The 22782-nt window shown below is 63.2% G+C and carries 26 protein-coding genes; 8 read left to right on the forward strand and 18 right to left on the reverse strand.

All coding sequences use genetic code 11. The annotated features are described in order from the left end of the window. Nucleotides 1–111: 111 nt before the first annotated feature. Nucleotides 112–717, reverse strand: coding sequence for a tetratricopeptide repeat protein (locus ACZ89F_RS34950; RefSeq protein ID WP_476096749.1), 606 nt, complete (start codon nucleotides 715–717; stop codon nucleotides 112–114). 114 nt (nucleotides 718–831) lie between these two features. Beyond that, nucleotides 832–957 (reverse strand): type B 50S ribosomal protein L36, encoded by a 126-nt coding sequence (gene ykgO, locus ACZ89F_RS34955; protein ID WP_006327841.1) that lies wholly within the window; start codon nucleotides 955–957, stop codon nucleotides 832–834. A gap of 229 nt (nucleotides 958–1186) precedes the next feature. Between ykgO and ACZ89F_RS34960 the strand changes: the two genes are divergently transcribed. Next, the gene (locus tag ACZ89F_RS34960; RefSeq protein WP_476096750.1) at nucleotides 1187–1606 is read left to right on the forward strand and encodes a lysozyme inhibitor LprI family protein; all 420 of its coding nucleotides are present in this window, start codon (nucleotides 1187–1189) and stop codon (nucleotides 1604–1606) included. Between the two features lie 15 nt (nucleotides 1607–1621). On the opposite strand, the gene ACZ89F_RS34965 is transcribed toward ACZ89F_RS34960, so the two are convergent. The 12 genes from ACZ89F_RS34965 to ACZ89F_RS35020 all read right to left on the reverse strand — a co-directional run bounded on the left by ACZ89F_RS34965 (nucleotide 1622) and on the right by ACZ89F_RS35020 (nucleotide 11217). Continuing rightward, a complete protein-coding gene (locus ACZ89F_RS34965) occupies nucleotides 1622–2698 on the reverse strand; it encodes a 5-(carboxyamino)imidazole ribonucleotide synthase (protein ID WP_476096751.1) in 1077 nt (358 codons plus the stop codon). Further along, on the reverse strand, nucleotides 2695–3192 hold the full coding sequence (gene purE, locus ACZ89F_RS34970) for a 5-(carboxyamino)imidazole ribonucleotide mutase (RefSeq protein ID WP_476096752.1): 498 nt from the start codon (nucleotides 3190–3192) through the stop codon (nucleotides 2695–2697). The genes ACZ89F_RS34965 and purE overlap by 4 nt, the downstream gene beginning before the upstream one ends. A 99-nt stretch (nucleotides 3193–3291) precedes the next feature. Continuing rightward, entirely contained in the window at nucleotides 3292–4224 is a 933-nt protein-coding gene (locus tag ACZ89F_RS34975; protein ID WP_476096753.1) for an anti-sigma factor family protein, read from the reverse strand. Then, a complete protein-coding gene (locus ACZ89F_RS34980; protein ID WP_476096754.1) occupies nucleotides 4221–4760 on the reverse strand; it encodes a sigma-70 family RNA polymerase sigma factor in 540 nt (179 codons plus the stop codon). The genes ACZ89F_RS34975 and ACZ89F_RS34980 overlap by 4 nt, the downstream gene beginning before the upstream one ends. 46 nt (nucleotides 4761–4806) lie before the next feature. Then, nucleotides 4807–5151, reverse strand: a complete 345-nt coding sequence (locus ACZ89F_RS34985) for a cupredoxin domain-containing protein (RefSeq protein WP_476096755.1) — start codon at nucleotides 5149–5151, stop codon at nucleotides 4807–4809. A 24-nt stretch (nucleotides 5152–5175) separates the two neighbouring features. Beyond that, nucleotides 5176–6123 carry a metallophosphoesterase family protein gene (locus ACZ89F_RS34990; RefSeq protein ID WP_476096756.1) on the reverse strand — a complete coding sequence of 316 codons (948 nt, stop codon included), beginning with the start codon at nucleotides 6121–6123 and terminating at the stop codon, nucleotides 5176–5178. Nucleotides 6124–6279: 156 nt separating this feature from the next. Beyond that, nucleotides 6280–7485, reverse strand: a complete 1206-nt coding sequence (locus ACZ89F_RS34995) for an aminotransferase class V-fold PLP-dependent enzyme (RefSeq protein WP_476096757.1) — start codon at nucleotides 7483–7485, stop codon at nucleotides 6280–6282. A 27-nt stretch (nucleotides 7486–7512) separates the two neighbouring features. After that, nucleotides 7513–7974 carry a RidA family protein gene (locus tag ACZ89F_RS35000; protein ID WP_476096758.1) on the reverse strand — a complete coding sequence of 154 codons (462 nt, stop codon included), beginning with the start codon at nucleotides 7972–7974 and terminating at the stop codon, nucleotides 7513–7515. 38 nt (nucleotides 7975–8012) lie between these two features. Continuing rightward, complete coding sequence (locus tag ACZ89F_RS35005; RefSeq protein ID WP_476096759.1) at nucleotides 8013–8807, reverse strand: amino acid ABC transporter ATP-binding protein; 795 nt, start codon at nucleotides 8805–8807, stop codon at nucleotides 8013–8015. A 4-nt stretch (nucleotides 8808–8811) separates the two neighbouring features. Further along, on the reverse strand, nucleotides 8812–9462 hold the full coding sequence (locus tag ACZ89F_RS35010) for an amino acid ABC transporter permease (protein ID WP_476096760.1): 651 nt from the start codon (nucleotides 9460–9462) through the stop codon (nucleotides 8812–8814). Between the two features lies 1 nt (nucleotide 9463). Beyond that, complete coding sequence (locus ACZ89F_RS35015; protein WP_056586659.1) at nucleotides 9464–10129, reverse strand: amino acid ABC transporter permease; 666 nt, start codon at nucleotides 10127–10129, stop codon at nucleotides 9464–9466. 215 nt (nucleotides 10130–10344) lie between these two features. Beyond that, the gene (locus ACZ89F_RS35020; protein ID WP_136618361.1) at nucleotides 10345–11217 is read right to left on the reverse strand and encodes a transporter substrate-binding domain-containing protein; all 873 of its coding nucleotides are present in this window, start codon (nucleotides 11215–11217) and stop codon (nucleotides 10345–10347) included. 240 nt (nucleotides 11218–11457) lie between these two features. Between ACZ89F_RS35020 and ACZ89F_RS35025 the strand changes: the two genes are divergently transcribed. Together ACZ89F_RS35025 and ACZ89F_RS35030 are read left to right on the forward strand one after the other, a co-directional pair. After that, nucleotides 11458–12540: a transposase gene (locus tag ACZ89F_RS35025; protein ID WP_123150424.1), complete on the forward strand. Its 1083-nt coding sequence runs from the start codon at nucleotides 11458–11460 to the stop codon at nucleotides 12538–12540. Between the two features lie 205 nt (nucleotides 12541–12745). After that, nucleotides 12746–13459: an IclR family transcriptional regulator gene (locus tag ACZ89F_RS35030; RefSeq protein ID WP_476096761.1), complete on the forward strand. Its 714-nt coding sequence runs from the start codon at nucleotides 12746–12748 to the stop codon at nucleotides 13457–13459. Between the two features lie 24 nt (nucleotides 13460–13483). On the opposite strand, the gene ACZ89F_RS35035 is transcribed toward ACZ89F_RS35030, so the two are convergent. Then, nucleotides 13484–13687: a YdcH family protein gene (locus ACZ89F_RS35035; RefSeq protein WP_023757446.1), complete on the reverse strand. Its 204-nt coding sequence runs from the start codon at nucleotides 13685–13687 to the stop codon at nucleotides 13484–13486. A gap of 241 nt (nucleotides 13688–13928) precedes the next feature. Between ACZ89F_RS35035 and ACZ89F_RS35040 the strand changes: the two genes are divergently transcribed. The 5 genes from ACZ89F_RS35040 (at nucleotide 13929) to ACZ89F_RS35060 (ending at nucleotide 17957) form a co-directional block, all read left to right on the forward strand. Next, nucleotides 13929–14108, forward strand: coding sequence for a YdcH family protein (locus ACZ89F_RS35040; protein ID WP_013529217.1), 180 nt, complete (start codon nucleotides 13929–13931; stop codon nucleotides 14106–14108). Nucleotides 14109–14439: 331 nt separating this feature from the next. Continuing rightward, nucleotides 14440–15690: a flavodoxin-dependent (E)-4-hydroxy-3-methylbut-2-enyl-diphosphate synthase gene (gene ispG / locus ACZ89F_RS35045; RefSeq protein ID WP_476096762.1), complete on the forward strand. Its 1251-nt coding sequence runs from the start codon at nucleotides 14440–14442 to the stop codon at nucleotides 15688–15690. A gap of 5 nt (nucleotides 15691–15695) precedes the next feature. Beyond that, nucleotides 15696–16550 (forward strand): lytic transglycosylase domain-containing protein, encoded by an 855-nt coding sequence (locus tag ACZ89F_RS35050; protein ID WP_476096763.1) that lies wholly within the window; start codon nucleotides 15696–15698, stop codon nucleotides 16548–16550. A gap of 42 nt (nucleotides 16551–16592) precedes the next feature. Continuing rightward, on the forward strand, nucleotides 16593–17144 hold the full coding sequence (locus tag ACZ89F_RS35055) for a chloramphenicol phosphotransferase CPT family protein (RefSeq protein WP_476096764.1): 552 nt from the start codon (nucleotides 16593–16595) through the stop codon (nucleotides 17142–17144). 60 nt (nucleotides 17145–17204) lie between these two features. Further along, on the forward strand, nucleotides 17205–17957 hold the full coding sequence (locus tag ACZ89F_RS35060; protein ID WP_476096765.1) for a Stf0 family sulfotransferase: 753 nt from the start codon (nucleotides 17205–17207) through the stop codon (nucleotides 17955–17957). Nucleotides 17958–17975: 18 nt separating this feature from the next. On the opposite strand, the gene ACZ89F_RS35065 is transcribed toward ACZ89F_RS35060, so the two are convergent. The 3 genes from ACZ89F_RS35065 to ACZ89F_RS35075 all read right to left on the reverse strand — a co-directional run bounded on the left by ACZ89F_RS35065 (nucleotide 17976) and on the right by ACZ89F_RS35075 (nucleotide 22779). Beyond that, a complete protein-coding gene (locus ACZ89F_RS35065) occupies nucleotides 17976–20315 on the reverse strand; it encodes a response regulator (RefSeq protein WP_476096766.1) in 2340 nt (779 codons plus the stop codon). Between the two features lie 228 nt (nucleotides 20316–20543). Beyond that, a complete protein-coding gene (locus ACZ89F_RS35070; RefSeq protein ID WP_476096767.1) occupies nucleotides 20544–21350 on the reverse strand; it encodes a class I SAM-dependent methyltransferase in 807 nt (268 codons plus the stop codon). A 253-nt stretch (nucleotides 21351–21603) separates the two neighbouring features. Next, a complete protein-coding gene (locus ACZ89F_RS35075; RefSeq protein ID WP_476096768.1) occupies nucleotides 21604–22779 on the reverse strand; it encodes a ComEC/Rec2 family competence protein in 1176 nt (391 codons plus the stop codon). Nucleotides 22780–22782 lie beyond the last annotated feature (3 nt).

The raw sequence follows: 22782 nt of genomic DNA on the forward strand, positions 1-22782 counted from the left end.
GGGCAGTAGGGCAGTAGGGCAGTAGGGCAGTAGGGCAGTAGGGTCGTGTGTTCCGCAGTGGAATCTATCCCCTACTGCCTTACTGCCCTATTGCCTTACTCCCTTCAGGGATCAAATGCCCTCGCCGGCAAGCTCTTCCGAAATCGTGCCGACCTGGTCCTGGGCGCTGCGCATCATCGGATAGATGGCCAGCACCTTCTGCCACGCCTCGAGCGCCGATTGCTTGTGGCCGGTCAGCGCCATGATCTGCGCCAGGCCGGACAGCGCACCGAAATGGCGTGGCTCAAGCTGCAGCGTATGGTCGATGTCGGACATCGACTTACCGTAGTTCTTCATCATGAAATGCACGGTGGCACGTCGGTTCCAGCCTTCGGCATAGGTCGGCTGCAAGGTCACCACCTGGTCGAGGAAATCGAGCGCGACGTCGAACTTCTGTCCTTCGACGGCCTTCTGCGACCATTGCATCATCAGGTCGATCGAGGCGCTGCCGGATTGCGACCACTCGTTCCAGATGTTGCCGGCAATGCGCTCGGCCGCCTTTTCGTTGCGCTCGCGTTTCAGGTCGCTGAACAACTGGTCGAGACGGGCCTGTTTCGTCGTTGCCACCGGCGGCGCGTCCTGGGTGGCCGGCGGTGCGACAGCATCATCCGCCCATGCCGGGTCATAAATGACGCCGGAAACGAGCAAAGATGTCAAAAATGCAAAAAGAATCCGCATCGCCGGACTCTAGTCCCGGGCGGCGGAAGGTCAAACTGAATTTGGCGTGAAAAGGCCGGCAGGCCGGCAACAAGCATCAATCGGGCGGAGGCAACGCGCCTCCGGCCGAAAACCTCAGCCCTGGCGTGCCTTGTAGCGCGGGGCGGTCTTATTGATGATGTAGACGCGGCCCTTGCGGCGAACCAGCTGGTTGTCGCGGTGACGCGCCTTCAGCGCCTTGAGCGAATTCTTGATCTTCATGGTCTTGCCTGTCGGTGTGGACCCGCTCCGGGTCGAAATTTTAAGGCGCGCCATAAGACGCGCCTTTGAACTGTGGGTGGCTCATAAACGAGGAGCCTTGTCCGTGTCAACCGCAAGCGTGCTTCGTCTCTCCATATCATCAAATATCCGCCATCTCCACCTGGCGGCATTGCGTGGCCCTGGGCCGGCTGGGATGATGCGGCTGCCGCGAAGTGATTTGGAGACGACCATGCGCCGAATGTTCCTGTCCGCCTGCCTTGTCCTGCTGGCGGGAGCCTCGGTTGCCCGCGCGCAGGAATGCGACCGCAGCGACGACAGCCAGCAGATGATGAACATCTGTGCCGGCGAGGATTACCGGGCGGCCGACGCCAGGCTCAACAGTGCCTACCAGGACCTCATCAGCTCGGATGACGCCGACGGCAAGAGGTTGCTGCAGGTGGCGCAACGCGCCTGGATCACTTTTCGCGATGCCGAGTGCGCGCATTCCACTGCGGCCAGCGAGGGTGGTTCCATCCATTCGATGGAGGTTTCGCAGTGCCTGACCAGATTGACCAATGATCGCATCAAGCAGCTCGCCGCCGCGGCCAATTGCGAGGAAGGCGATGCGAGTTGCGCCAGTCCCGACGAGGACGAGGGCGACATACAGTGAAGCGCGTTTCCCAGGTCAGGCGCGACGGCTGATCCGGGTGAAATGGCCCATCTTGCGACCGGCGCGCGCCTCGGCCTTGCCATAGAGATGCAGCATCAGATCGGGCTCGGCGAGAAGCTCCGGGACACGCAGCACATCGTCGCCGATGAGGTTCTCCATCACGCAGTCGGAATGGCGGCCCGGGCTGCCGAGCGGCAGGCCGGCGACGGCGCGGATGTGCTGCTCGAACTGCGAAACGATGCAGGCTGCCTCCGTCCAATGGCCGGAATTGTGGACACGCGGCGCTATCTCGTTGGCCAGCAGCGAACCGTCGGCCAGCACGAAGAACTCGACACCGATGACGCCGACATAGTCGAGCGCCGACAGGATCTTCGATGCCGCCGCTCGTGCGGCTTGCGCCGTTTCGGGCCTTATGCGGGCCGGCAAGGTCGATGTGTGGAGAATGCCGTTGCGGTGGACATTCTCGGCCGGATCGTAGGCGACGATCGCGCCGTCCAGCCCACGCGCCGCGATCACCGATATCTCGCGCTCGAACGGCACGAAGGACTCCAGGATCAGCGGCACATTGCCCATCGCCTCGCAGGTGCCGGCAAAGCCGCCGGCTTCCATGTTGCGGAAAACGCGCTGGCCCTTGCCGTCATAGCCCATGCGGCGTGTCTTCAGGATGCCGTTGCCGCCGAACGCCTTCAGTGCCGCCGTCAGCTGGTCATCATTGTCGACGGCGTGGAAGTCGGCGGTGGCAATGCCGATGCCATTGAGGAATGTCTTTTCGCCCACCCGGTCTTGCGCCACTTCCAGCGCGCGCGCCGGCGGATAGACCGGAACCTTCGCGGCCAGCGCGCTGGCCGCCGCGACCGGCACGTTCTCGAACTCGTAGGTGACGACAGAACTCGCCGCTGCCAGTTCGGCAAGGGCGGCCGGATCGTCATAGGCGGCTGTTATCTGCCGGTTGGCGACCTGTGACGCCGGGCAATCCGCTTGCGGCTCCAGCACTACGGTGCGGTAGCCGAGGCGGGCGGCAGCAACAGCCAGCATGCGGCCGAGCTGGCCGCCGCCAATAATGCCGATGGTCGATCCGGCGGGCAGGCTCACGGCGTGTCCGTCGGTTCGGTTGCGACCTTGGCGGTCTGCGCGGCGCGCCAGGCATCCAGACGGACGGCAAGCTTGTCATCGTTCAGCGCCAGCACGGCAGCGGCCAGAAGGGCTGCGTTGGTGGCACCGGCCTTGCCAATGGCCAGCGTTCCCACGGGAATACCAGCCGGCATCTGGACAATGGAGAGCAGCGAATCCTGCCCGGACAGCGCCTTCGATTCCACCGGCACGCCGAACACCGGCAGCGGCGTCATCGCCGCCGTCATGCCGGGCAGATGCGCCGCACCGCCGGCGCCGGCGATGATCACCTTGTAACCGGCCGCCTTGGCGCCCTTGGCGAAATCATAGAGCCGGTCCGGCGTGCGATGCGCGGAGATGATCAGCCGCTTGTGCGGGATGTCGAGTGCTTCCAGCGTTTCGGCGGCATGGCGCATCGTCGCCCAGTCGGACTGGCTGCCCATGATGATGACGACGTCGGCGCATTGATCGTCCAAGTCTGTGTTCCCCGGCGACAAAGGCGCGCCTTAGCGGAATTCGGCAGCCACGGCAAGGATGTGGAGCCACTGCCTCCGTTTGGCGAGACTGAAATCAGCCTATATCGCCGCCTTGCGGAAGCGGGCGACGAAGTCGTCGAGTTCGGGCCGCTCCATGTCGGAGATCGCCCAGTAGGAGAAGGCGCCGTCGCTCCAATGCACCAGCGAGAAGCCGCCCGACGAGAGATCGGCCGGCTCGGTGGTGCCGCCGCCCTGCTGCGGCTCGGCGACCAGCGTGATCAGGTGCTCGCGGTGGCGGTAGACCAGCGCCGGCACCGGCCGATCGGCGATCACCTCGACCCGCCCGCCGATGAGCGCATAGCCGTCCTGCGCGAGGTCGGGCGCCGGCGGCGATACGCCAATCCGGGCGTCGAGCCATGGCTTGACGGTGTGGCGGTCGGACGAAACGATGTCGATCGGGCTGGCGGCGAGCAGGCTGCGGCGATGGCCGCTGGCGACTCCCGCTGCGAAACTGTCGGACGCGTTGTCGACCATCACCCATTGCGTGGCTCCGCTGGCCAGTACCGCGCTGACCACGATCGACGCGGCGAGAGCGCGCCAGTCGAACGAGCCGAAGCGGCGCGCCCCTGGCAGCGCCCGCGTCTGCGATGGGCGTGTCTCGGCGTTTCGTCTCTGGCCGCCCCCGACCGGTGCATCCGCGATCAATCCCGGTTGCGGCGACGGTGTGCCCCGCTGCGGCCCGGCCGCTTCGTCCTGCGTCGGCACGTCTTGCGTCGGTTGTGCCGTGACCGTCGCGCCAAGTGCGGCGATGCGGGCCCGAAAGGCGTCGCTGACATCGGGGCGCGGCAAACGGCCGAGTGCGCCCCGCAAGGCAATGATGCGGGCGTGTTCGGCGGCAAGCTGCGGGTCGGCGGCAATGCGCCGCTCCACCGCAAGTGCGGCCGCTGCGTCGAGTTCGCCGTCGACCAAGGCGTGGATCATCAGCCTGATGCCCCCGGGATCGTTGGGCAGTCCGTCGTCATGGTTGGTCATGGCGCTCTCCCCAGTTCGGATACAAGCAGGCCGCGGGCGCGGGCCAGCCGCGACATCACGGTGCCCATCGGTACTCCCAGCATGGCCGCTATCTCGCGGTAGCTGAGGCCGTTGATGTCGCGCAGCACCAGCGTCTCGCGGAACGGCTGAGGCAGTGCTGCGATCGCCCCTTCCAGGGCTGCCGCATCGGCCCTGGCGATCAGGCTTGCTTCCGGGCCATCCTCGTCGGGCAGGCTGGTGCCGTGCGCTGCAGCCATCTCGTCGAGATCGCCGAGGTCACCGACAGCGAGGATGCCGCGCGGCCGGTTGCGCGACATCCAGGTATAGGCGGTGTTGCGCACGATGGTGAGCAGCCAGGCGCGGGCATTGCCGCCGGCATAGCCTGATATGCCGGCATGTGCCTTCACGCAGGCTTCCTGCACCACGTCCTCGGCGTCGGCGGCGTTGCCGGTCAGCCAGCGGGCGAGCGCAAGCGCATCACCGAGATGGGGCAGCACCACCTCGCCGAAGCGCTCGGCCAGGGCCTTTTCGCTCAAGTCAGCACCATGATCCGGCACTCCGGGCAGGATTTGCCGCGCCCGCTCAGGGAGCGACGGTGATTTTGCCCTGCATATGCGGGTGAAGCCCGCAGAAATAGGCAAAGTCGCCTGCTTTGGTGAAGGTGAATTCATAAGTGTCACCGGTGTCAAGCGCCTTGGAGCGGAAGGAGGAATCGTTGGCGACGACCAGATGCGGAATATCGTCGTCGTTTCTGAAGATCACGGTGGTGCCGGGCTTGACCGTCAGTACCGGCGGCGTGAAGGCGAAATTCTCGATTTTGACCATCGGCGCATCTGCCGCGCGCAGCGGCTGGCAGGTCGCCGTGGTCAAGGTGAAGGCGGTGAGGATCGCGGCCATGTGCCGGGCCGGAAGGCGTATGCAGAGCATGGTGATTTCCCTTGCTGTTCAGGCTCAAGCCAGCGTCGAATCGATGATGGCGAGATCCTGCCCGCCTTGCTTGACGGTGACGCTGCTGGTGCCGAGCAGGCCGCGCAGCTGTCCGGCCGGCACCGTCATTGGTCCGGGCGAAGCGGCGGTGCCTGGCGCCGGCTGTGGGAAGGCGGTCGAGCGCGCAGTGTGGAAGGTGATGTTGCCTTCCACTTTCTGCATGATCTGGTGGATGTGGCCGTTGAGCACGGTGACCGAGCCGAAGCGTTTGAGCAGGCTGAGCGCCTGTGCCGCGTCGTCGGTGCCCCAACCCCATTCGGGATAGACGGCCCATAGCGGGATGTGAGCGAAGACGACGATCGGCGTCGAGGCGCTGACCGCCTTCAGATCGTCCGCCAGCCAGGCCAGCTGTTCGGCGCCGAGATTGCCGAGCCCGCCCGCCTTGAGGTTGACGACATTGACCAGCGCCACGAAATGCACGCCGTTCTGGTCGAACGAATACCAGCCGGCACCCCTGGTGCCCTTGCCGTAGCGCTCGAGATAGGCCTTGCCGTTGCCATCGTCGATCAAATCGTGCTCGCCCGGCACGTAATGCACGTCGAAGCCGGCGCCGCCGATGATCTCAGCCGCATTGTCGAACTGTGCGGCCTTGGAAAGATGGGTGATGTCGCCGGTGTGGATCATGAAGGCGGGCTTTTGCGGCAGCGCCTGGATCTTGCCCATCGCTTCCTTCAGCGTGTCGATGGCATGCGGGTTGGCCGCCTTGTCGAAGCCGATATGGCTGTCGGATATCTGCAGGAAGGTGAAGCCGGTGGCCATGGCTTCGGCAGCTTGTGCTGCGCCCAGCAGGTTGAGCGACACCGGTATGCCGCCTGAAATCGTCCACAGCACGCCGGTGCCGGCCCAGATCATGCATTCCAGCGCATGGCGGCGGCTGATGTGCCCGTTCTCGTCGTCGTGATGATGGGTCATGTCGGTCTCCTCAACGCCAGGAGCGGCGTATGCTGAGGAGACCTGGGGCGGCGGCGGTTTATTCCCGGCTGGTGCTGATCCAGCCGTTCACGGTCGCGTGATGGCGTGTGCCGATCGTGGCCGGCGCATTTTCAAGCAAGTGGTCTGCCCGGTGTTTCAATCGGGCCAGCGCAAGACGCCGGATGAATCCTTGCGGGCAGGCTTCATGGCATCGGCGGGCCGCTCGGCCGCGGTCAGTATGGCGCGCAGCCGTTCCGCGACGATCTCGGCCTCGCCGGGATGGAGATTGCAGGGGTCGAGGAAGAAATGGCCGCGCTCCACCTCATGGTTGCGCACGATGATCGGGGGCGAGCCCGTCGCCAATGCCGAGGTGAGGCCGGCCGCCGTGAACCGGCTTTCGGGCAATACAAAAATCTGCAACCGGTCGAGAGGGTTGGCGGTCGGGTCGGGAATGATCTGGGCGACAATGCCCGGCAGCCCCCGCAACGTGTCCTTCCACAAATTGAGTGCCGCCTCTTCGCGGCGGCGGATGCCGGCGTGGTCGCGCTTTTCCCAGGCTTCCAGTGCGGCCATGGTACCGGCGATGCTTTCCTTGCCGACCTTCATGGCGCGCGCGACGCCGCGGTTCTGCAGATAGGCGGCTCGAACCAGATCCTTGCGCCCGGTGACGATGCCGCTGGTCGGTCCGCTCAGGAATTTGTGGCCGCTGTAGATGACGATGTCGGCGCCGCGCGCGAGGAAACGGCGCAAATCATATTCGGAAGCCGCGTCGACAATCACCGGGACGCCCCTGGCGTGGCAGATCTCGCAGAATTCTTCCAGCGACAGCATGCCGTACTGCACGGTGTGATGCGCCACGACATAGAGGCCCGCCGCCGTGCGGTCACGGATTGCGTCGCGGACGTGATAATCCTGCGTCACGCTGACCGTGCCGGCCGGGACAACCCTGGCGCCCGCCAGCCGGACCGACTGGTCGATCGGGGCGCCATAGTTGACGATGTGGCCGAGCTGGACGATCACCTCCGATTTGAGGTTCTCGGTGTCGTCAGGCAGGCGTTCGATGGCGAGCAGGTTGGTTCCCGTCATCGCGCCGGCGATCGCCATGGTGATGCCGCTGGCGCAGCAGGCGGTGATGAAACCGGCCTCGCCGCCGGTGAGGCGCGCGACGATCGTGCTTGCGGCACGCTGCAGATCGTCCATCTCGACCCATTGCGAGGCCATTTCCGCCATGGCGCTGATCGCTTCCGGGACGATGATCGACGCGCCGAGCGCCGTCATCGTGCCGGAGACATTGATGATCGGGCGAAGGCCTAGCCGTTCGCGGATCGTGGTGTTGGAGCCGTCGGTGGAATAGGTTTTCATCTCTGCGGGTCCCATTTTCTCGAGAGGTCAGGCGGCGATCTCGACGACCGCCTCGATTTCGACGGTGATGTTTCCAGGCAAGGAGCCGACGCCGATCGCCGAGCGCGCATGGCCGCCGATACTGTCGAACACATCGGCGAACAGGTCGGAACAGCCATTGACCACCTTCGGGTGGTCGCTGAAGGTCGGTATCGCATTGACGAAGCCAAGCAGCTTGACGATGCGCACGATACGGCCAAGGTCGCCAGTGGCCGCGTGCATGACGGCGAGAAGATTGAGGCCGGTGAGGCGGGCATGGCCATAGGCCTGCTCGACGGTGACATCGTCTCCCACCTTGCCGGTGAACAGCGTGCCGTCGGTCCGCAGCGGCCCCTGGCCGGACAGGAAGATCAGCCGACCGCTTTCGGCATGGGTGACGAAATTGGCGATCGGGGTCGGCGGCTCGGGCAGCGTCAGGCCCAACGCGGCGAGCCGGATATAAGGCGTCATGAAAAAAGGCTCCTTGCGACAGCGTTGGCTGTCCCGTTCTAGAAATGCGAGGCGCGGAAGCGTGCCAGGAAGGTGCGCAGGCGCTCGTTGTCGGTGTCCGCCGCCAGGATTTCGGCGGGTGGACCGGCCGCGCTGACGCCGCCATCGGCCATGAAGATGATGCGGCTCGAGGCATCGCGGGCAAAGGCCATTTCGTGCGTGACCATCACCATCGTCATGCCGTCCTCGGCCAGGCTGCGCACAACCTCGAGCACCTCGCCGACCAGTTCCGGGTCGAGGGCGGAGGTTATCTCATCGAGAAGCAGGATCTTCGGCCCCATGGCCACGGCACGGGCAATGCCGACACGCTGCTGCTGGCCGCCGGACAGCTCGGCGGGCAGGCTGTCGGCCTTGTGGGCGAGGCCGACCCGGCCGAGCCAGTGTTCGGCAATGGTGCGGGCCTCCGCACGGCTCTTGCCGCGCACCTTGGTGAGGCCGAGCATGATGTTGCCGGCGGCTGTCAGGTGCGGAAAGAGGTTGAAGCTCTGGAACACCATGCCGGTTTCAGCGCGCATCGCGGCGAGGTCGCGTTCGCTGCGGCGCTGGCGGGCTCCGGTTTCGCGAAAGCCGACCTCCTTGCCGTCGATGCGGATCGAACCGCTGTCATAGCTTTCGAGGAAATTGACGCAGCGCAATAGCGTGGTCTTGCCACTGCCCGATGGGCCGATGACCGTCACCACCTCGCCACGCGCCACCTGCAGGCTGACCGAACGCAGGACCTGGACGGTCCCAAAGGATTTGGAAACATCGGTGACATCGAGAAGGGCCGGGATGTTGGTCGAACTGGTGGACATCTTGCTATTCCCGGATGAAGGAGAAACGCCGCTCGAGCCGCCGGCTGGCCAGCGAAAGCGCGTAGTTGACCGCGAAGTAGATGAGCGCGCCGAGAACATAGAGCGGCATGGCTTCATAGGTGCGGCCGATGACCTGGTTGATGGCCTGCATGAGGTCGGTGATGCCGAGCAGCGACACCAGCGCGCTGCCCTTGACCGCGTCGGTGACGCCATTGATCCAGGGCGGCAGGAACCGCCTGAAGGCCTGCGGGAAGATGACGTAGGCCAGGCGCTGGCGAAAGGTCAGTCCGATCGCCATCGCCGCCTCGGACTGTCCCTTCGGAATGGATCCGACCGCACCCCTGAGATATTCGACGACCTGCGCCGTTTTGAACAGGGTCAGCGCCAGCACGGCGGCCCAGAAGGACGGCAGATGAAGCCCGATGGCCGGCAGGCCGTAATAGACAAAGAAGATGAGCACCAGGATCGGTATGCCGCGGATGGTGTCGCTGAAGATGCGCACGGCCCACTGCAACGGTACGGGGCCGTAGACGAGACCCACGCCCATGATCACGCCTGCGACCAGGGAGAACACCACGACCAGCAGGGACACCCACAGTGTCAGGGCAAAGCCCTGGGCGAGGAAAGGCAAGGCATAGGCGATCTGGGTGAGCATGTCAGCGCGCCGCCCTGAACCGGCGTTCGACAAGCCGAAGCGCAAAAAGCATGATGTAGCCGGTCACCAGATACATCGCCGTCACCACGAGATAGACCTCGACGATGCGGAAGGTGTTGAAGTTGATCCACTGGGCGCCATAGGTCAGCTCCGGCACCGAGATGACCGACGCGACGGACGTGTCCTTGAACAGTGATATGAAGGTGTTGGACAGTGCCGGCAGGGTAATGCGCAGCATAGTCGGCAGGCGCACGTTGAGCAGCCTTTGCCAGGGCGTCAGGCCGATCGCCTTGCCGGCATCCAGCTGTCCGCGCGGAACGGCTTCGAGCCCGGAGCGGAACACCTCGACCAGATAGGCGCCGCTGTAGAGCGACAGCGTCACGACAAACGAGGTCGGCGCGCTGTAAGCGATATCGACGACCGTCGGCAGGCCGTAGAAGACGAGATAGACGAGCAGGATCAGCGGCACGTTGCGGATGAATTCGACATAAGCGGCGATGATCGTGCGCACGATGCGCCCGGCAGACACGTACCAGACCGCCAGAACCAGGCCGATGACGATGCCAATGGCGATCGATATGACGGCGAGCTCGAGACTGAGCAGCAGGCCGCCCCAGAGCTTGTCGAAGTGCCGCCAGATCAGGTTGAAGTTGAGGGCATAGCCCATGCGTCCGCCTTAAAGGCTCGTTGATATTCAGGTGATGCCGGCCTGCAAACGCCGGTTTTCTGCGCTTCCGGTGCTCACGTACTTTAAGTACGCTCCGCTCCGGTTCTCGAAAACCACCGTTTTCGACTCGGCCTGACCTGAATCTCAACAAGCCTTGGTGCCGAGGGTTGTCGGAGGCGGAAGCGCGCTGAATACGCCCTTCCGCCTAGTGCAAGTCAGATAGCCGGGAAGCCGGGATGGCGCGCCGGCGGCTCCTGTCCGAAATAGTCCTTGAAGGCGGCATCGTAGAGTGCGTTTTCGTGGCCGAACATGGCTATGGTGAAGGTCGCGTTGACGAAGGTCAGCCAGTCGAGGTCACCTTGCCGCAGCGCTGCGCCATAAAGCATGCTCAGCCAGCTCTTGCCGGCGTCGAAATATTTGTCCGGATTGCGCGAAGCGAGCCAGCGCACCGTGGACAGATCGACAGCAGCGGCATCGACGCGTTTCGATTCCAGCGCCTGCAGCACGTTGGCCTGGGTATCGATCTGCATGACCTGGCACTGGGGCAGGACCGAATGCACCTGTGCCTCGGCATCGACATTCTGCAGGATGGAGATGCGTGTCGCCGCGCCGCCGGCAAGCAGCTTGTCGAAGGTCTTGTTCTCGGCGGTCGGAAGGCTCAGCAGGGCGACGCCCTCGACATAGTAAGGCCGGGAAAAATTGACCAGCTGCGAGCGCTGGGCGCTCATCGTCATGAACTGGATGGTGATGTCGACCTTGTTGGTGGTCACGTTGGGAATACGCTGAGCCGGATCCTGCATGACGAATTCGACCTTGGTCGGATCGTCGAAAAGGCCCTTGGCGAGAATGCGCCCCATGGTGATGTCCATGCCGACGAGTTCGCCGGCATCGTTCTCGAAATGCCAGGGTGCGTTGGTGCTGCCGGTGCCGACGATCAGCTTGCCGCGATCGAGCACGGTGCGCAGCAGGCTGTCAGGTGCTGCCTGGGCAGCGGCCTTCTGGGCATCGACGGTTGCGAGCACGCCAGCCGTGGCCAGCCCTGCCATTCCCAATTTCAGAAAATCACGTCTTCCGGATGTGTCGTTCACGGCGACCTCCTTTCGTGTTGTGTTCCCCTTGTGCACAGGCAAGGCACGCGTCGGTTATTTTGTCTCTTACAAGAGACGAGTGTATCCTGTACAGGACAGATATTAACACCGGGAATCGACAATGCAAGATGGCAATGGCTCGGCAGTTTCAGCCGGCGAGAAGATTTCGGGCTCCCGTGAAAAGGCATATGCGCTAAGATAGGTGTTGCAGCGGGGAATCGGTTGTGATTCTACGCTGCGATGACTCACGAATCGCTTGTAGATGACGGCTGGGCCGAGACGATTGAACTCCTCGGCGGTGAAGAGTTGATCACAGGGAGTGCTCGCGAGACGAGGGCGTTCCTGCGGCCGCGGGGTGTCAGGTCGGCTACTGATCTGTTGCGCCTGACGCTGGCTTATTGCCTTGGCAAGGTGGGCATGCGGGGCGTCGTGGCCTGGGCGGCGGCAAGCGGGATCGCCGACATCTCGGATGTGGCGTTGCTCGGCCGGCTGCGCAATGCAGGGCCGTGGCTGCAGCAGTTGATTGGGTATCTTTTGAAGCGCGAGGAGAAAGGCCTGGCCAAAGGCCGGCTGATCCGCATCCTCGATGCGACGGCGGTTGCCAAGGCCGGTGTGCATGAGAAGAAGAACAATGGCCTTTGGCGGATGCACTGCGCCTTCGAGCTTGAGCGCGAGCAGTTCGATTTCATCGAGATCACCGACCAGAGCGAGGCCGAGCTGATCGACCGCGTGCCGGTGATACCGGGCGAGATCCGCATCGGCGACCGCGCCTATCTGCAGGCCGAGCGGATCGCAAAGGTCCTGGCGCAAGGCGGCGACGTTCTCGTGCGCGCGGCGTGGAAGAATGTGCGATGGCTCGACGCCAGCGGCACGGCGTTCGATCTCATCGGCCACCTGAAGAGCTGCCGCGAGGAGGTCATCGAAACGCCTGTCTGGCTGGGCCTCAAGAAGGGCGATCCCCTGAAGATGCGCCTGATCGCCTTGCGCAAATCCGAGGCCGCGGCACAAGAAGCACGACGCAAGATCAACAAGGAAGCCAAGGCCAAGGGCACGCAGGTTCGACAGGAGACGCTGATTGCTGCCGGCTTCGTGATCCTTGTGACCTCGCTCGACCAGGATGAGTTTGACGCCGACACAGTTCTCAAGCTCTATCGCATGCGCTGGCGCATCGAGCTCGCCTTCAAACGTCTGAAGAGCCTGATCGGACTGCGCGCTCCCCCCGCCAAAGACCCAAGGATCGCAAAGCCTTGGATTCTTGCCCACTTCCTCATCGCGCTTGTGACCGAACCCCTCTCGCAGGAGTTTGGTGTCTCTCCCCCTTGAGCGACGGGCGCCCGCTACTGTGGCGCGCCACCCGCCAGATCGTCGCCTCTCTGATCGCAGCGATCTTTGCTCAACCTCCCTTGGCAATCCTGCGCCAAAATCTCCCTGCCTTGCGACATCGATGGCGTGAGCCACCACGAAAGCGCAAATTTCAGTCCATGCCAAAACTATCTTAGCGCATATGCGTGAAAAGGGGCTCAACCGGGTGCTCGAGATTCTGGAGTTTCTTCACACGACGCAGCGCGCGATCGGCATTGGCGACCTTGCCAAGGGCGTGAACGCGCCGCGCTCGACGACCTACACGCTGGTGCGGTCGCTGGTCGATGCGGGGCTGCTGGAAATGGAAAGCGACGGCAATCGCGTCTATTTCGGCAAGAAGCTCTATCTCTACGGAATGGACTATGTGCGGGGCAACGACCTCTTGAGAAGGGGGCGCCAGGAGGTCGACAATCTGTCGCGCGAGACCGGAGAGACCTCCGAACTGTGCATGCTGCAAAGCGGGCGCTATACGATCGTCCACGCGAGTCCCGGCACCAGGCCGTTCCGCATCAGTTCCGCCACCGGCTTGCAGATACCGCTGCCCTGGACGGCCTCGGGGCGGCTGCTTCTGGCGGGGCTGGAGAGGGCTGAGATCGAAGGCATGGTGTCGGACGACGATCTGGTGCTGCCCGACGGGCGCAAACTGCGGCTCGACGATTTCGTCGCCGACATCGCAAAAGCGCAGGTCACCGGCTATTGCGTTACCTCGGGCCTTGTCGATGCGTATACGAAATGTCTTGCCGCGCCGGTGTTTTCAGCACCCGGCAAGGTCGAGGCGACGATGTGCCTGGTGGTCCCCATCGATACGTCCGAGGTGCGGACCGGCGAACTCATCGGCCTGCTGCGTGATCGTGCCGCGAGGCTTTCGATCGCGGCCTAGGCGTGCCAACGAGCGAATGCTGGTTCAGGCAATGATGTCGGGAATGATCTTGTCCTCCAGCGCCATCAGCCGGTCCTTGAGGAACAGCTTTTTCTTCTTCATGCGCTGGATTTGCAGCGGATCGCAGGCCATGGCGATCATCGCGTTGATGGCCGCATCGAAATCCGCGTGCTCCTGCTTCAGCCGGGAATATTCGAGGCGGATATCAGCCTGTTCCTGATCGGACATTATCTACCGTCTGCACGTCTGCGGCGCCCAAGAATGGGCCTGATTGGGCGGGGCCGGCGGAATTTTGCAGCCGGCGCGCAGCCCATATCACATTTCACATTGTCGTGGAATGCTACCACGGATCATTCGACATCGTTGCCGGAAGGTGGCACACTGTCACCGTGCCGTCACAGAAAGCGAACCTGCGGTGGACGCGCCGTGACGGCTGCAATCGAGGAAACCATGAAAGGGAGAACCAATCATGTCTCTTGCATCCCATCTTGATGAGTTGCAGCGGAAACACGGCGACATCGAACGTGAAATCGATGACGCGATGAACCATCCATCGGTCGACGACCTCGAAATCGTGAATCTCAAGCGACGCAAGTTGGCACTCAAGGACGAGATTGAAAAACTAAGAGGGAAACCGACCACGCATTGATGCCCTCCTGATATAGCCGCTCACCATCCGCGGCCTCTTTCCCGGCGGTACCTGCCGCCGGTGCGGTGGGTTTTGATTTCCAGCGCCGGGTCATCAGCCTAAGCTGGACTTCTACCGGCTTAATTTCCGCTTCGGCCGTCGCCCGTTTTCTCCAGATCATCGATTGTTTCTGGCCACTGGCGGCGGATCGATTCCGGCCAGTGGCGACCTGTCGCCATTGACAAGCCATCTTTGCTCCTCCACCTCATGCCCGGACTTAGCGCATCGGCCCGGAGCGCATTTTGTGCGTTCAAGTGGACGCATGGCGCTCCAGAGACAAAAGGCTGCCGGCATGACCGGATATTTTTCCTCTCCTTTTCCCCGACGCACCTCGGTCGGCGTCGATGTCGGCGGCGTGGTCGTCGGCGGCGGCGCGCCCGTTGTGGTGCAGTCGATGACCAACACCGACACGGCCGATGTCGACCAGACTGTTGCGCAGGTTGCAGCACTCCACCGGGCCGGCTCCGAGATCGTGCGCATCACCGTCGATCGCGACGAGAGTGCCGCCGCCGTGCCGCGCATTCAAGAGCGGCTTCAGCGGCTTGGCATCAACGTGCCGCTGGTCGGCGATTTCCACTATATCGGCCACAAGCTTTTGGCCGATCATCCGGCCTGTGCCGAGGCGCTGGCCAAATATCGCATCAATCCGGGCAATGTCGGCTTCAAGGACAAGAAAGACCGGCAGTTCGCCGCGATCGTCGAGATGGCGATCAAACACGACAAGCCGGTGCGCATCGGCGTCAACTGGGGCTCGCTCGACCAGGAGCTTTTGACCCGGCTGATGGACGACAACCAGGACAAGGGTTTTCCGCTGACCGCGCAAGAGGTGACGCGCGAGGCGATCGTGCAGTCGGCGATCCTGTCGGCCGAGATGGCGGAAGAGATCGGCCTTGGCCGCGAGAAAATCATCCTGTCGGCCAAGGTCAGCGGCGTGCAGGACCTGATCGCCGTCTATACCGAGCTCGCCACCCGCTCCAACCATGCGCTGCATCTCGGCCTCACCGAGGCCGGCATGGGTTCGAAAGGTATCGTCGCTTCGTCGGCCGCCATGGGCATCCTGCTGCAGCAAGGCATCGGCGACACCATCCGCATCTCGCTGACGCCGGAGCCGAATGGCGACCGCACGCGTGAGGTGCAGGTGTCGCAGGAACTGCTGCAGACCATGGGGTTCAGGCAGTTCGTGCCGATCGTCGCCGCTTGCCCCGGCTGCGGCCGCACGACCTCGACCGTGTTCCAGGAACTTGCCCAGAACATCCAGGCGGATCTGCGCAAGAACATGCCGGTGTGGCGCGACAAATATCCCGGCGTCGAGAACCTCAAGGTCGCGGTGATGGGTTGCATCGTCAACGGCCCGGGCGAGTCCAAACATGCCGACATCGGCATTTCGCTGCCCGGCACCGGCGAGACGCCGACCGCGCCTGTCTTCGTCGACGGCAAGAAGGCGGCGACGCTCCGCGGGCCGTCGATCGCGGCGGATTTCGAGAAAATGGTCGCCGACTACATCGAGCAACGGTTTGGTCGCGGCAAGGCCGCGGCGGAGTAGGCGCGATGCGGCGTTTCCTCAGGGCGACGCTGGTTTTGCTTTGCGGGCTGGGCTGGTCGACAGCTGTTCAGGCCGATCCGCCGCAATCCGCCAAGCAGCGGCTGATCGACAGGGTCTGCACCCTGATCCAGGCCCATGCCGACCAGAACGGCCTGCCCAGGGATTTCTTCGCCCGGCTGATCTGGAAGGAGAGCCGTTTCGATCCCAACGCCGTCAGTCCGGTTGGCGCCGAAGGCATCGCCCAGTTCATGCCTGGCACCGCCAAGATGCGCGGTCTCGCCAATTCCTTCGACATCGACCAGGCGATCCCGGCCTCGGCCAGATATCTCGCCGAAATGAAAACCGGCTATGGCAATCTCGGCCTGGCGGCCGCCGCCTACAATGCCGGCGAGAGCCGGGTGTCGCGCTGGCTTAGCTCCGGCGGCTTCCTGCCGATGGAAACCGAAAGCTATGTCTTCGACATCATGGGCGAGCCGGCCGACAAGTTCACCGACCGGGCCTATGCCGGAAAGATCGAACCGCTCGATGCAAAGACGGATTTTGCCGTCGCCTGCCGCAGGCTGCCGGTGATCATGTCGCGGACCGTGGCGATGGCCTCGATCAACGTAAAGCCGTGGGGCATCCAGGTGGCCGGCAACTTCCGCCGCAGTGCCGCGATCAGCCAGTGGCTCAGGGTAAGGAGCCGGTTCCCGGCCCTGCTCAACGGGCACGATCCGGTGGTCAGCCGGGTGCGCACGCCAATCGGCCGACGCGGCATCTACGCGGTCAGGATCGGTGTCGACCGGCGCGCCGATGCCAATGTCATCTGCCAGAAATTGCAAAGTGTTGGTGGGGCATGCGTGGTGGTGCGCAACCGGTAATTTGACCCGTGCCGATGTTTTGTATGAGAGAGGCGTCTGAAGGTGAAAGCCAGGATCATTTTGCTCAATGGCGTCGGCAGTGCCGGCAAGTCTTCGATCGCCAGGGCGTTGCAGACAATCACCGCCGAGCCCTTCCTGCACGTCCAGATGGACACTTGCATCGCGATGCTGCCCGACGCCTTGCAGGACCATACGGATGGTTTCTCCTATGAAACCACGCGACAGGGCGACAAGCCTTCGGTCGAGATCAGGATCGGGCCGGTTGGCGCGCGAGCCGTGCGCGGCATGCGCCACGCCATCGCGGCGATGGCCGGGCAAGGCAACAATCTCATCGTCGACGACGTGCTCTGCAACGGCGAACTGCCCGACTATCTCGAGCTGCTGTCGGCCTTCGATCTCCATGTCGTTGGTGTCCGGGCGCCGCTGGAAGTGCTGGAAGCGCGCGAAGCTCGGCGGGCCGACCGGATGCCGGGGCTGGCGCGCTGGCAATATGAACGCGTGCACGAGAACATGGACTACGACCTCGAAGTCGACACCAGCGTCCTCACGCCACTCGAATGCGCCCGTCGCATCCAGCAAAGATTTCAGCTATAGCGGCGGCCATCTTTACCAGGGGCGACAGCCCTGCCTTTGACGAGCAGCATGGGCCGCAACATGTTCGATGGATACATTATCTGCGGCACGCCGCGGACCGGAAGCACTTTGCTGTGCAAGCTTCTGGAGTCGATGAAGACGGCCGGCACGCCTCACTCATTCTATCGGCGGCAGGACGTGTCGGAGTGGGCCGAAGAGTGGAAGCTGCCTGATCGCGGCACGATGAGTGAGCTCGAATTCAATGTCGCCTATCTCAAGGCGGCGATCGCAGCCGGCAAGGGTGGGACCGGCCTCTTCGGCCTTCGCTTGATGCGCGAAAATCTGGATGAGCTCTCGGCAATCCTCGACCGGATTTTCCCAAAACTTCCATCGGACAAGACTCGGTTCGAAAGAGCCTTTGGCCGCATTCTCTACATACACCTCTCCCGGGAGGACAAGCTTGCGCAGGCTGTCTCCCTGATCAAGGCCGAGCAGACCGGTCTTTGGCATATCGCTCCCGACGGCACCGAGATCGAAAGGGTCGCACCGCCGAAAGAGCCCCAATATGATTTCGAGCGGATCAGACGTGAGGTCACGGAACTAGAGACCTATGATGCGGCCTGGAACATCTGGTTCGCGCAGCAAGGCATATCCCCGCTGCGGGTCGGCTATGAGCGTCTTGCCGCGAACCCGGCCGCGACATTGCTAGACATCTGCGAAGCCCTGGGGGTCCGAGCCCCTGACGCCGAGGATGTAAGCCCCGGCGTTGCAAAGCTCTCCGACGAGACGAGCCTCGACTGGATGCGCCGCTATCATCTGGACGCAACCGTCTGACGCTTTGATGGATGCAGCCTAGGCGGTCTTGGCGACCACCGTCTCGCTGAGCCAGGTGCCGATCTTGGTGCCGAGGCGGTCGGGTGAAACGGGCTTCGGCAGGTAGTCGTCCATGCCGGCTTCGATGCACTTGTCGCGATCGCCCTTCAGAGCGTGCGCGGTGACGCCGATGATCGGTATGTGCGTGCCCGTCGAGGTCTCCATGGCCCGGATCGCGCGGGTCGCTTCGTAGCCGTTCATTTCCGGCATCGAGACGTCCATCAGGATCAGCTTGGGGCGAAGCGCCCGGTACATCTCGACCGCGGTGCGGCCGTTGCCGGCGATGCGGTAGCTCAAGCCCAACCCATTGAGGATCTGGCCGAACACCAGCTGGTTCACGTCATTGTCCTCGGCAATGAGGATGTCGATCGGTCCGTTCGGCGTGGTTGCCGATTCCGGCACTGAAGCGGCCGGCATTGCCGGGCCGCGAATGACGGTGAAGGCGGGAGGTGCTGCCGGGGGAGCCTGCACGATCGGTTCGCGGACGAACTGCGCCTTGCCGACCTGCGAGCGGGCCTTCTGCACGACCGAGATGACGGTGCCGAGCAGCACCGCCGAGCGCGCCGGCTTGGTCAGATGCGCGGCAATGCCGAAGTCGATGATCATCTTGCCGAAATCGACCTGGTCGACCGAGGTCAGGATAACGATCGGGATGGAGGACAGGCGGCTGTCGGCGGCGATGGCCCGGGCGACATCAGCGCCGTTCATGCCCGGCATCTGGTAGTCGAGGATGATGCAGTCGACGGCGGCGCCCAGCTGAAAGGCGCGGTCGAGGAAGGCCAGGCCGACGGCACCGCTTTCGGCGGCGGCACAATCGAAGCTCCAGCTCCTGAGCTGCTCGAGCAGGATTTCGCGGTTGACCGGATTGTCGTCGATGACCAGCACGCGCGCGCCGGTGACGTCGACCGGCACGACCTCGTCACGCGCCGCGGCATGATGCGCGGGCAGCGGCACAGCGAACCAGAACACCGAACCGCGGCCGATCTCGCTCTCCACGCCGATCTTGCCTGCCATCAGGTCGACAAGGCGGGCGGCGATGGCGAGGCCCAGACCAGTGCCCTCATGGCGGCGGGTCGACGAGCCGTCGACCTGGGCGAATTTCTCGAACACGTTCTGCAGTTTCTCGGCCGGTATACCGATGCCGGTGTCCTCGACGCGAACCTTGAGCTGCACCACATCGTTGACGATCTCGCCGCCGACATCGATCAGCACATGACCCTTTTCGGTGAACTTCACCGCGTTGCCGAGCAGGTTGGTGATGATCTGCCGGAACCGGCCGGCGTCGCCGACGACATGGGCCGGCAGGCGCGGGTCGACGCGCACGATCAGTTCGAGGTTCTTCTCGGCGACGCGCGCCGAGACCAGCGTCGCCACATCCTCGACCGCCTCGGAAAGGCGGAAGGGAGCAGGGTCGAGGGTGAGCTGCCCGGCATTGATCTTCGAGAAATCGAGGATGTCGTTGATGATGGTGAGCAGCGCATTGCCCGATTTGACGATGACGTCGGTGAAGGTCTTCTGGCGCGCCGTCAAATCGGTCTTGGCCAGCAGTTCGGCCATGCCGAGCACACCGTTCATCGGCGTGCGGATTTCGTGGCTCATATTGGCCAGGAATTCCGACTTGGCGCGGTCGGCGGCCTCGGCCTTGAACAGGGATTCCGCGGATTCGGCAAAGGCGCGGCGGATCGCCACTTCCATCGGGCGGAAGATCCAGAAGGCGACGATGGCAAGGGCCGCGAACAGGATGCCGCTCGCCCACAACAACAGCCTATCGCTGGAGGCATCGGCCAGGTGGCGCTCATCGTCCATGGCGGTGCGGACGCGGACCAGCATGGGCTGGGCGAACAGATCGTTCTGGTTGCGGATTTCGCGATAGCTCCACTCGTCGACCTTCTGCGCCACCGACATCAGGTTGAAATTGCGCACCATGTCGCGCGGCGACCAGAACAGATCGCCGTTGACGGAAGCGGATTGGAGCTCGTTGGCGGTCTTGGTCGACAGGCGCGGCTTGATCGCCGCAAGCTGGGCGGTCAGCGTCTCGATCTCGCCGGTCAGGCGCTCCGAATGACCGCGCGCCGATGTGGTCAGCGCATCGCGCGTCTCCGCCCGCCAGGCTGTGCCGGTCGTTTCGGCAAAGCTGGTCGCGTTGCGCAGGTCGCGGGTGAAGATGACGAGGTTGCTACTCAGCGCATCGATGTCACGGCGAAAGGAATTGACACGATCGAGCGCAATCACGATGCCTGCAGAAGCCAGCGCGAAGATCAGCAATCCTGAAATATAGCGAATCCGGACTGACCGGATGAAGGACGAATATTCCGGCATGCGCAACCCCAACACATACGCACCATTCTAATGGTCGGGATTACGCTTCATTTACATTAAAATTTCGTGTGGATAGGCGAACCACGGGAATCGCCGGATGGATGACAGATTTTGACCCTGACAATGCTATCGCAACGAAAGCATGTCGCGTCAGAACGAATTCAGACGACCCGCTAGTTTCTGTTCCTATGCCCGTCGTTCTCCCGAAACCGAGGTCACTTTCGGGCGTCAGGCCGCCACGACGACGAGGGCGCGGATGCGGCCACTCACCGGGCCTTCCCCGAACCGTTTTCCCATGGCATTCGCCACGTATCTCGTCGCTTCCTCCAGCGAGCCGCCGCGCGCCTCGATCTCGGCACGCAGGGGTGTGCCCTGGCAATAGGCCGCGGCCGCATCATAAGGCGACGAGGCGGCACTCACGGCATCCAGAGGCTCGATGGTGACGTCGTGGAAGCCGGCGGCATGCAGGTCACCGCGAATGGTGTCCGCATCGTGATAGCCGTGCGGCGTCCTCGCCATGAAGCGCGGCGGATCGGCGGGGAAGAAATGGCCGAGCGCCCGCGTCACTTCCTCGGCGAACTCGTTCTCTTCGATGGCACTCCAGACGTTGAACAGGAAATGCCCGCCCGGCCGCATCACCCGCCGGGCTTGCCGGTAGGCTCCCACCCGATCGGGGAAGAACATCGCACCAAATTGGCAGACCACGGCGTCAAACTGTGCGCCCTCGAAGGGCAGCGCCTGAGCGTCGGCCTGCTGCCAGACGATACGAGGATCGTCGGTCATCCGCGTGCGCGCGTGGTCAAGCATGGGCTGGTTGAGGTCGGTGGCCACGATGCGTGTTTGCGTAGGCAATCTGGCTGCAAGCGCACGTGTCACCACGCCGGTGCCCGCCGCCACTTCGAGCACCGATTGCGGCCCGAGCTTCGACACCCGCTCCGCCAGATCCCGCGCATATGGCTCGAAGATCAGCGGCACCATCGCCCGGTCGTAGACCTCGGGAATGGAACCGGTGAACAGCTTGTCGGTGGTCGACATGGCATCCCTCCAACTCTGTCCGCACCGCGTGGTTGCCGTGTGGATGGCAAAGCGATGTTGATCCTCTGCCTCGGCAGGCTTCCGCTCAAGTTCTATTTCTGAATTGGCCGGCGGGACCAGAGTGATCTAACCGGCCATGGACAAAGAATACGGGCAGTTTTGCCCATCGCCATGGTGTCCGGAAATCCCAATACATACGCATCATTTGATGGTCGGGATTGCGCTATATAAATCCCGTTCGTGGGTGTCGTGCCTAGAAATCGATCTTTATCGGTGTTCCGTCCGATACCGTGATGCGGTTGCCTCGTTGCCAGCGTTGGATGATCGACGTGATCGAGTGGATCGCGGGATCGAACTTGACTTTCTGGTTGCTGCGCCAGGCCTCGTGCTGGATGTCGCAGTCTTGCGCCGCCACGGTCAGGTAGACCTTGATCTTGCGGTTGCCGGTGCCCTGTTCCAGCATCTCGAGCGAGGCACGGTCGGGGTTACCGAAATTGCCGTTGGCCGAAATGATATAGTGCTTGGCCTCGATAATCTGGAAAAAGCTCGTCTCAAGGTCGCGGTCCGAGCCATGATGAGGCACTTTCAGCACGTCGACTTTCAGCTTGCCGTTCCTGATCAGGCCGGCCTTGTCGCACGCCTTGATGATCAGATCGCCTCTCGCATCGCCTGTCAGCAACATCGTGGTGCCGTTGTATTCGAGCAAAGCGACGATGCTGGCAAGGTTCGGGATTGAAGTGTCGAGGTATTCCGCGAGCGCTGCCGGGCCAGCGCCGGTGGGATCGAGTTTCTCTCGCCATTCATTGCGGAACTCCTCGACCTGCTCATTGAGCGGGCCAAGGATGCGCAGGGTCGCGTCGCCGACGGACATAGGCGGGCGATCGCCGGTGAGGAGGGACTGGTCGGGCGGGTTCCGCGTCACTTGCAGGAACGAGGCAAGCGACCCCAGCTTCAGCGCTTCTGGGTAGCTCTGCAGCACAGCCGCGGCCACAGGATCCGGCTCCGTTGCCAGTGCGAATGGTCCAGGCCCGCCGAAACTGGCAAGCGAGGCTGGACCACCCACATTGCGTGCTGCGGTTCCCTCCCCTTCGCCCAGGATGGCGTCAAAGCCATTATGCAGCAGCCATATCGGCTTGTAAGGCCTGGGGATGTTGCGTTCATCCGCGTCGCGCATGGCCTCGAGAAGCTGGATGATGCCGTTGATATGGTCCTGGTCGATGTGGCTGACCATGACCACGTCGAGCTTTAGTGGAACCTCGTCCGGGAAGGCCTGCTGCTCCTTTTTCAGCCTGACCTTGAGCGATGCGTTGAACACGCCGGGCGGACCACCATCGACGAGGATGCGGGTAGGGCGATCGTTGCCATTGCCAAATGTCAGGAAAAGGCAGTCACCGTATTTGGCGGGTAGGGCCTCGATGTGAAATGCCACTCT

The organism is Mesorhizobium sp. USDA 3734 (assembly GCF_056279665.1).

What these genes read in the sequence shown, in the direction of transcription:
- ACZ89F_RS34950 (WP_476096749.1), bottom strand. Translation starts at nt 717, where the DNA reads ATGCGGATTCTTTTTGCATTTTTGACATCTTTGCTCGTTTCCGGCGTC.
- ykgO (WP_006327841.1), bottom strand. Translation starts at nt 957, where the DNA reads ATGAAGATCAAGAATTCGCTCAAGGCGCTGAAGGCGCGTCACCGCGAC.
- ACZ89F_RS34960 (WP_476096750.1), top strand. Translation starts at nt 1,187, where the DNA reads ATGCGCCGAATGTTCCTGTCCGCCTGCCTTGTCCTGCTGGCGGGAGCC.
- ACZ89F_RS34975 (WP_476096753.1), bottom strand. Translation starts at nt 4,224, where the DNA reads ATGACCAACCATGACGACGGACTGCCCAACGATCCCGGGGGCATCAGG.
- ACZ89F_RS34985 (WP_476096755.1), bottom strand. Translation starts at nt 5,151, where the DNA reads ATGCTCTGCATACGCCTTCCGGCCCGGCACATGGCCGCGATCCTCACC.
- ACZ89F_RS34990 (WP_476096756.1), bottom strand. Translation starts at nt 6,123, where the DNA reads ATGACCCATCATCACGACGACGAGAACGGGCACATCAGCCGCCGCCAT.
- ACZ89F_RS34995 (WP_476096757.1), bottom strand. Translation starts at nt 7,485, where the DNA reads ATGAAAACCTATTCCACCGACGGCTCCAACACCACGATCCGCGAACGG.
- ACZ89F_RS35000 (WP_476096758.1), bottom strand. Translation starts at nt 7,974, where the DNA reads ATGACGCCTTATATCCGGCTCGCCGCGTTGGGCCTGACGCTGCCCGAG.
- ACZ89F_RS35005 (WP_476096759.1), bottom strand. Translation starts at nt 8,807, where the DNA reads ATGTCCACCAGTTCGACCAACATCCCGGCCCTTCTCGATGTCACCGAT.
- ACZ89F_RS35010 (WP_476096760.1), bottom strand. Translation starts at nt 9,462, where the DNA reads ATGCTCACCCAGATCGCCTATGCCTTGCCTTTCCTCGCCCAGGGCTTT.
- ACZ89F_RS35015 (WP_056586659.1), bottom strand. Translation starts at nt 10,129, where the DNA reads ATGGGCTATGCCCTCAACTTCAACCTGATCTGGCGGCACTTCGACAAG.
- ACZ89F_RS35025 (WP_123150424.1), top strand. Translation starts at nt 11,458, where the DNA reads ATGACTCACGAATCGCTTGTAGATGACGGCTGGGCCGAGACGATTGAA.
- ACZ89F_RS35035 (WP_023757446.1), bottom strand. Translation starts at nt 13,687, where the DNA reads ATGTCCGATCAGGAACAGGCTGATATCCGCCTCGAATATTCCCGGCTG.
- ACZ89F_RS35040 (WP_013529217.1), top strand. Translation starts at nt 13,929, where the DNA reads ATGTCTCTTGCATCCCATCTTGATGAGTTGCAGCGGAAACACGGCGAC.
- ispG (WP_476096762.1), top strand. Translation starts at nt 14,440, where the DNA reads ATGACCGGATATTTTTCCTCTCCTTTTCCCCGACGCACCTCGGTCGGC.
- ACZ89F_RS35050 (WP_476096763.1), top strand. Translation starts at nt 15,696, where the DNA reads ATGCGGCGTTTCCTCAGGGCGACGCTGGTTTTGCTTTGCGGGCTGGGC.
- ACZ89F_RS35060 (WP_476096765.1), top strand. Translation starts at nt 17,205, where the DNA reads ATGTTCGATGGATACATTATCTGCGGCACGCCGCGGACCGGAAGCACT.
- ACZ89F_RS35065 (WP_476096766.1), bottom strand. Translation starts at nt 20,315, where the DNA reads ATGCCGGAATATTCGTCCTTCATCCGGTCAGTCCGGATTCGCTATATT.
- ACZ89F_RS35070 (WP_476096767.1), bottom strand. Translation starts at nt 21,350, where the DNA reads ATGTCGACCACCGACAAGCTGTTCACCGGTTCCATTCCCGAGGTCTAC.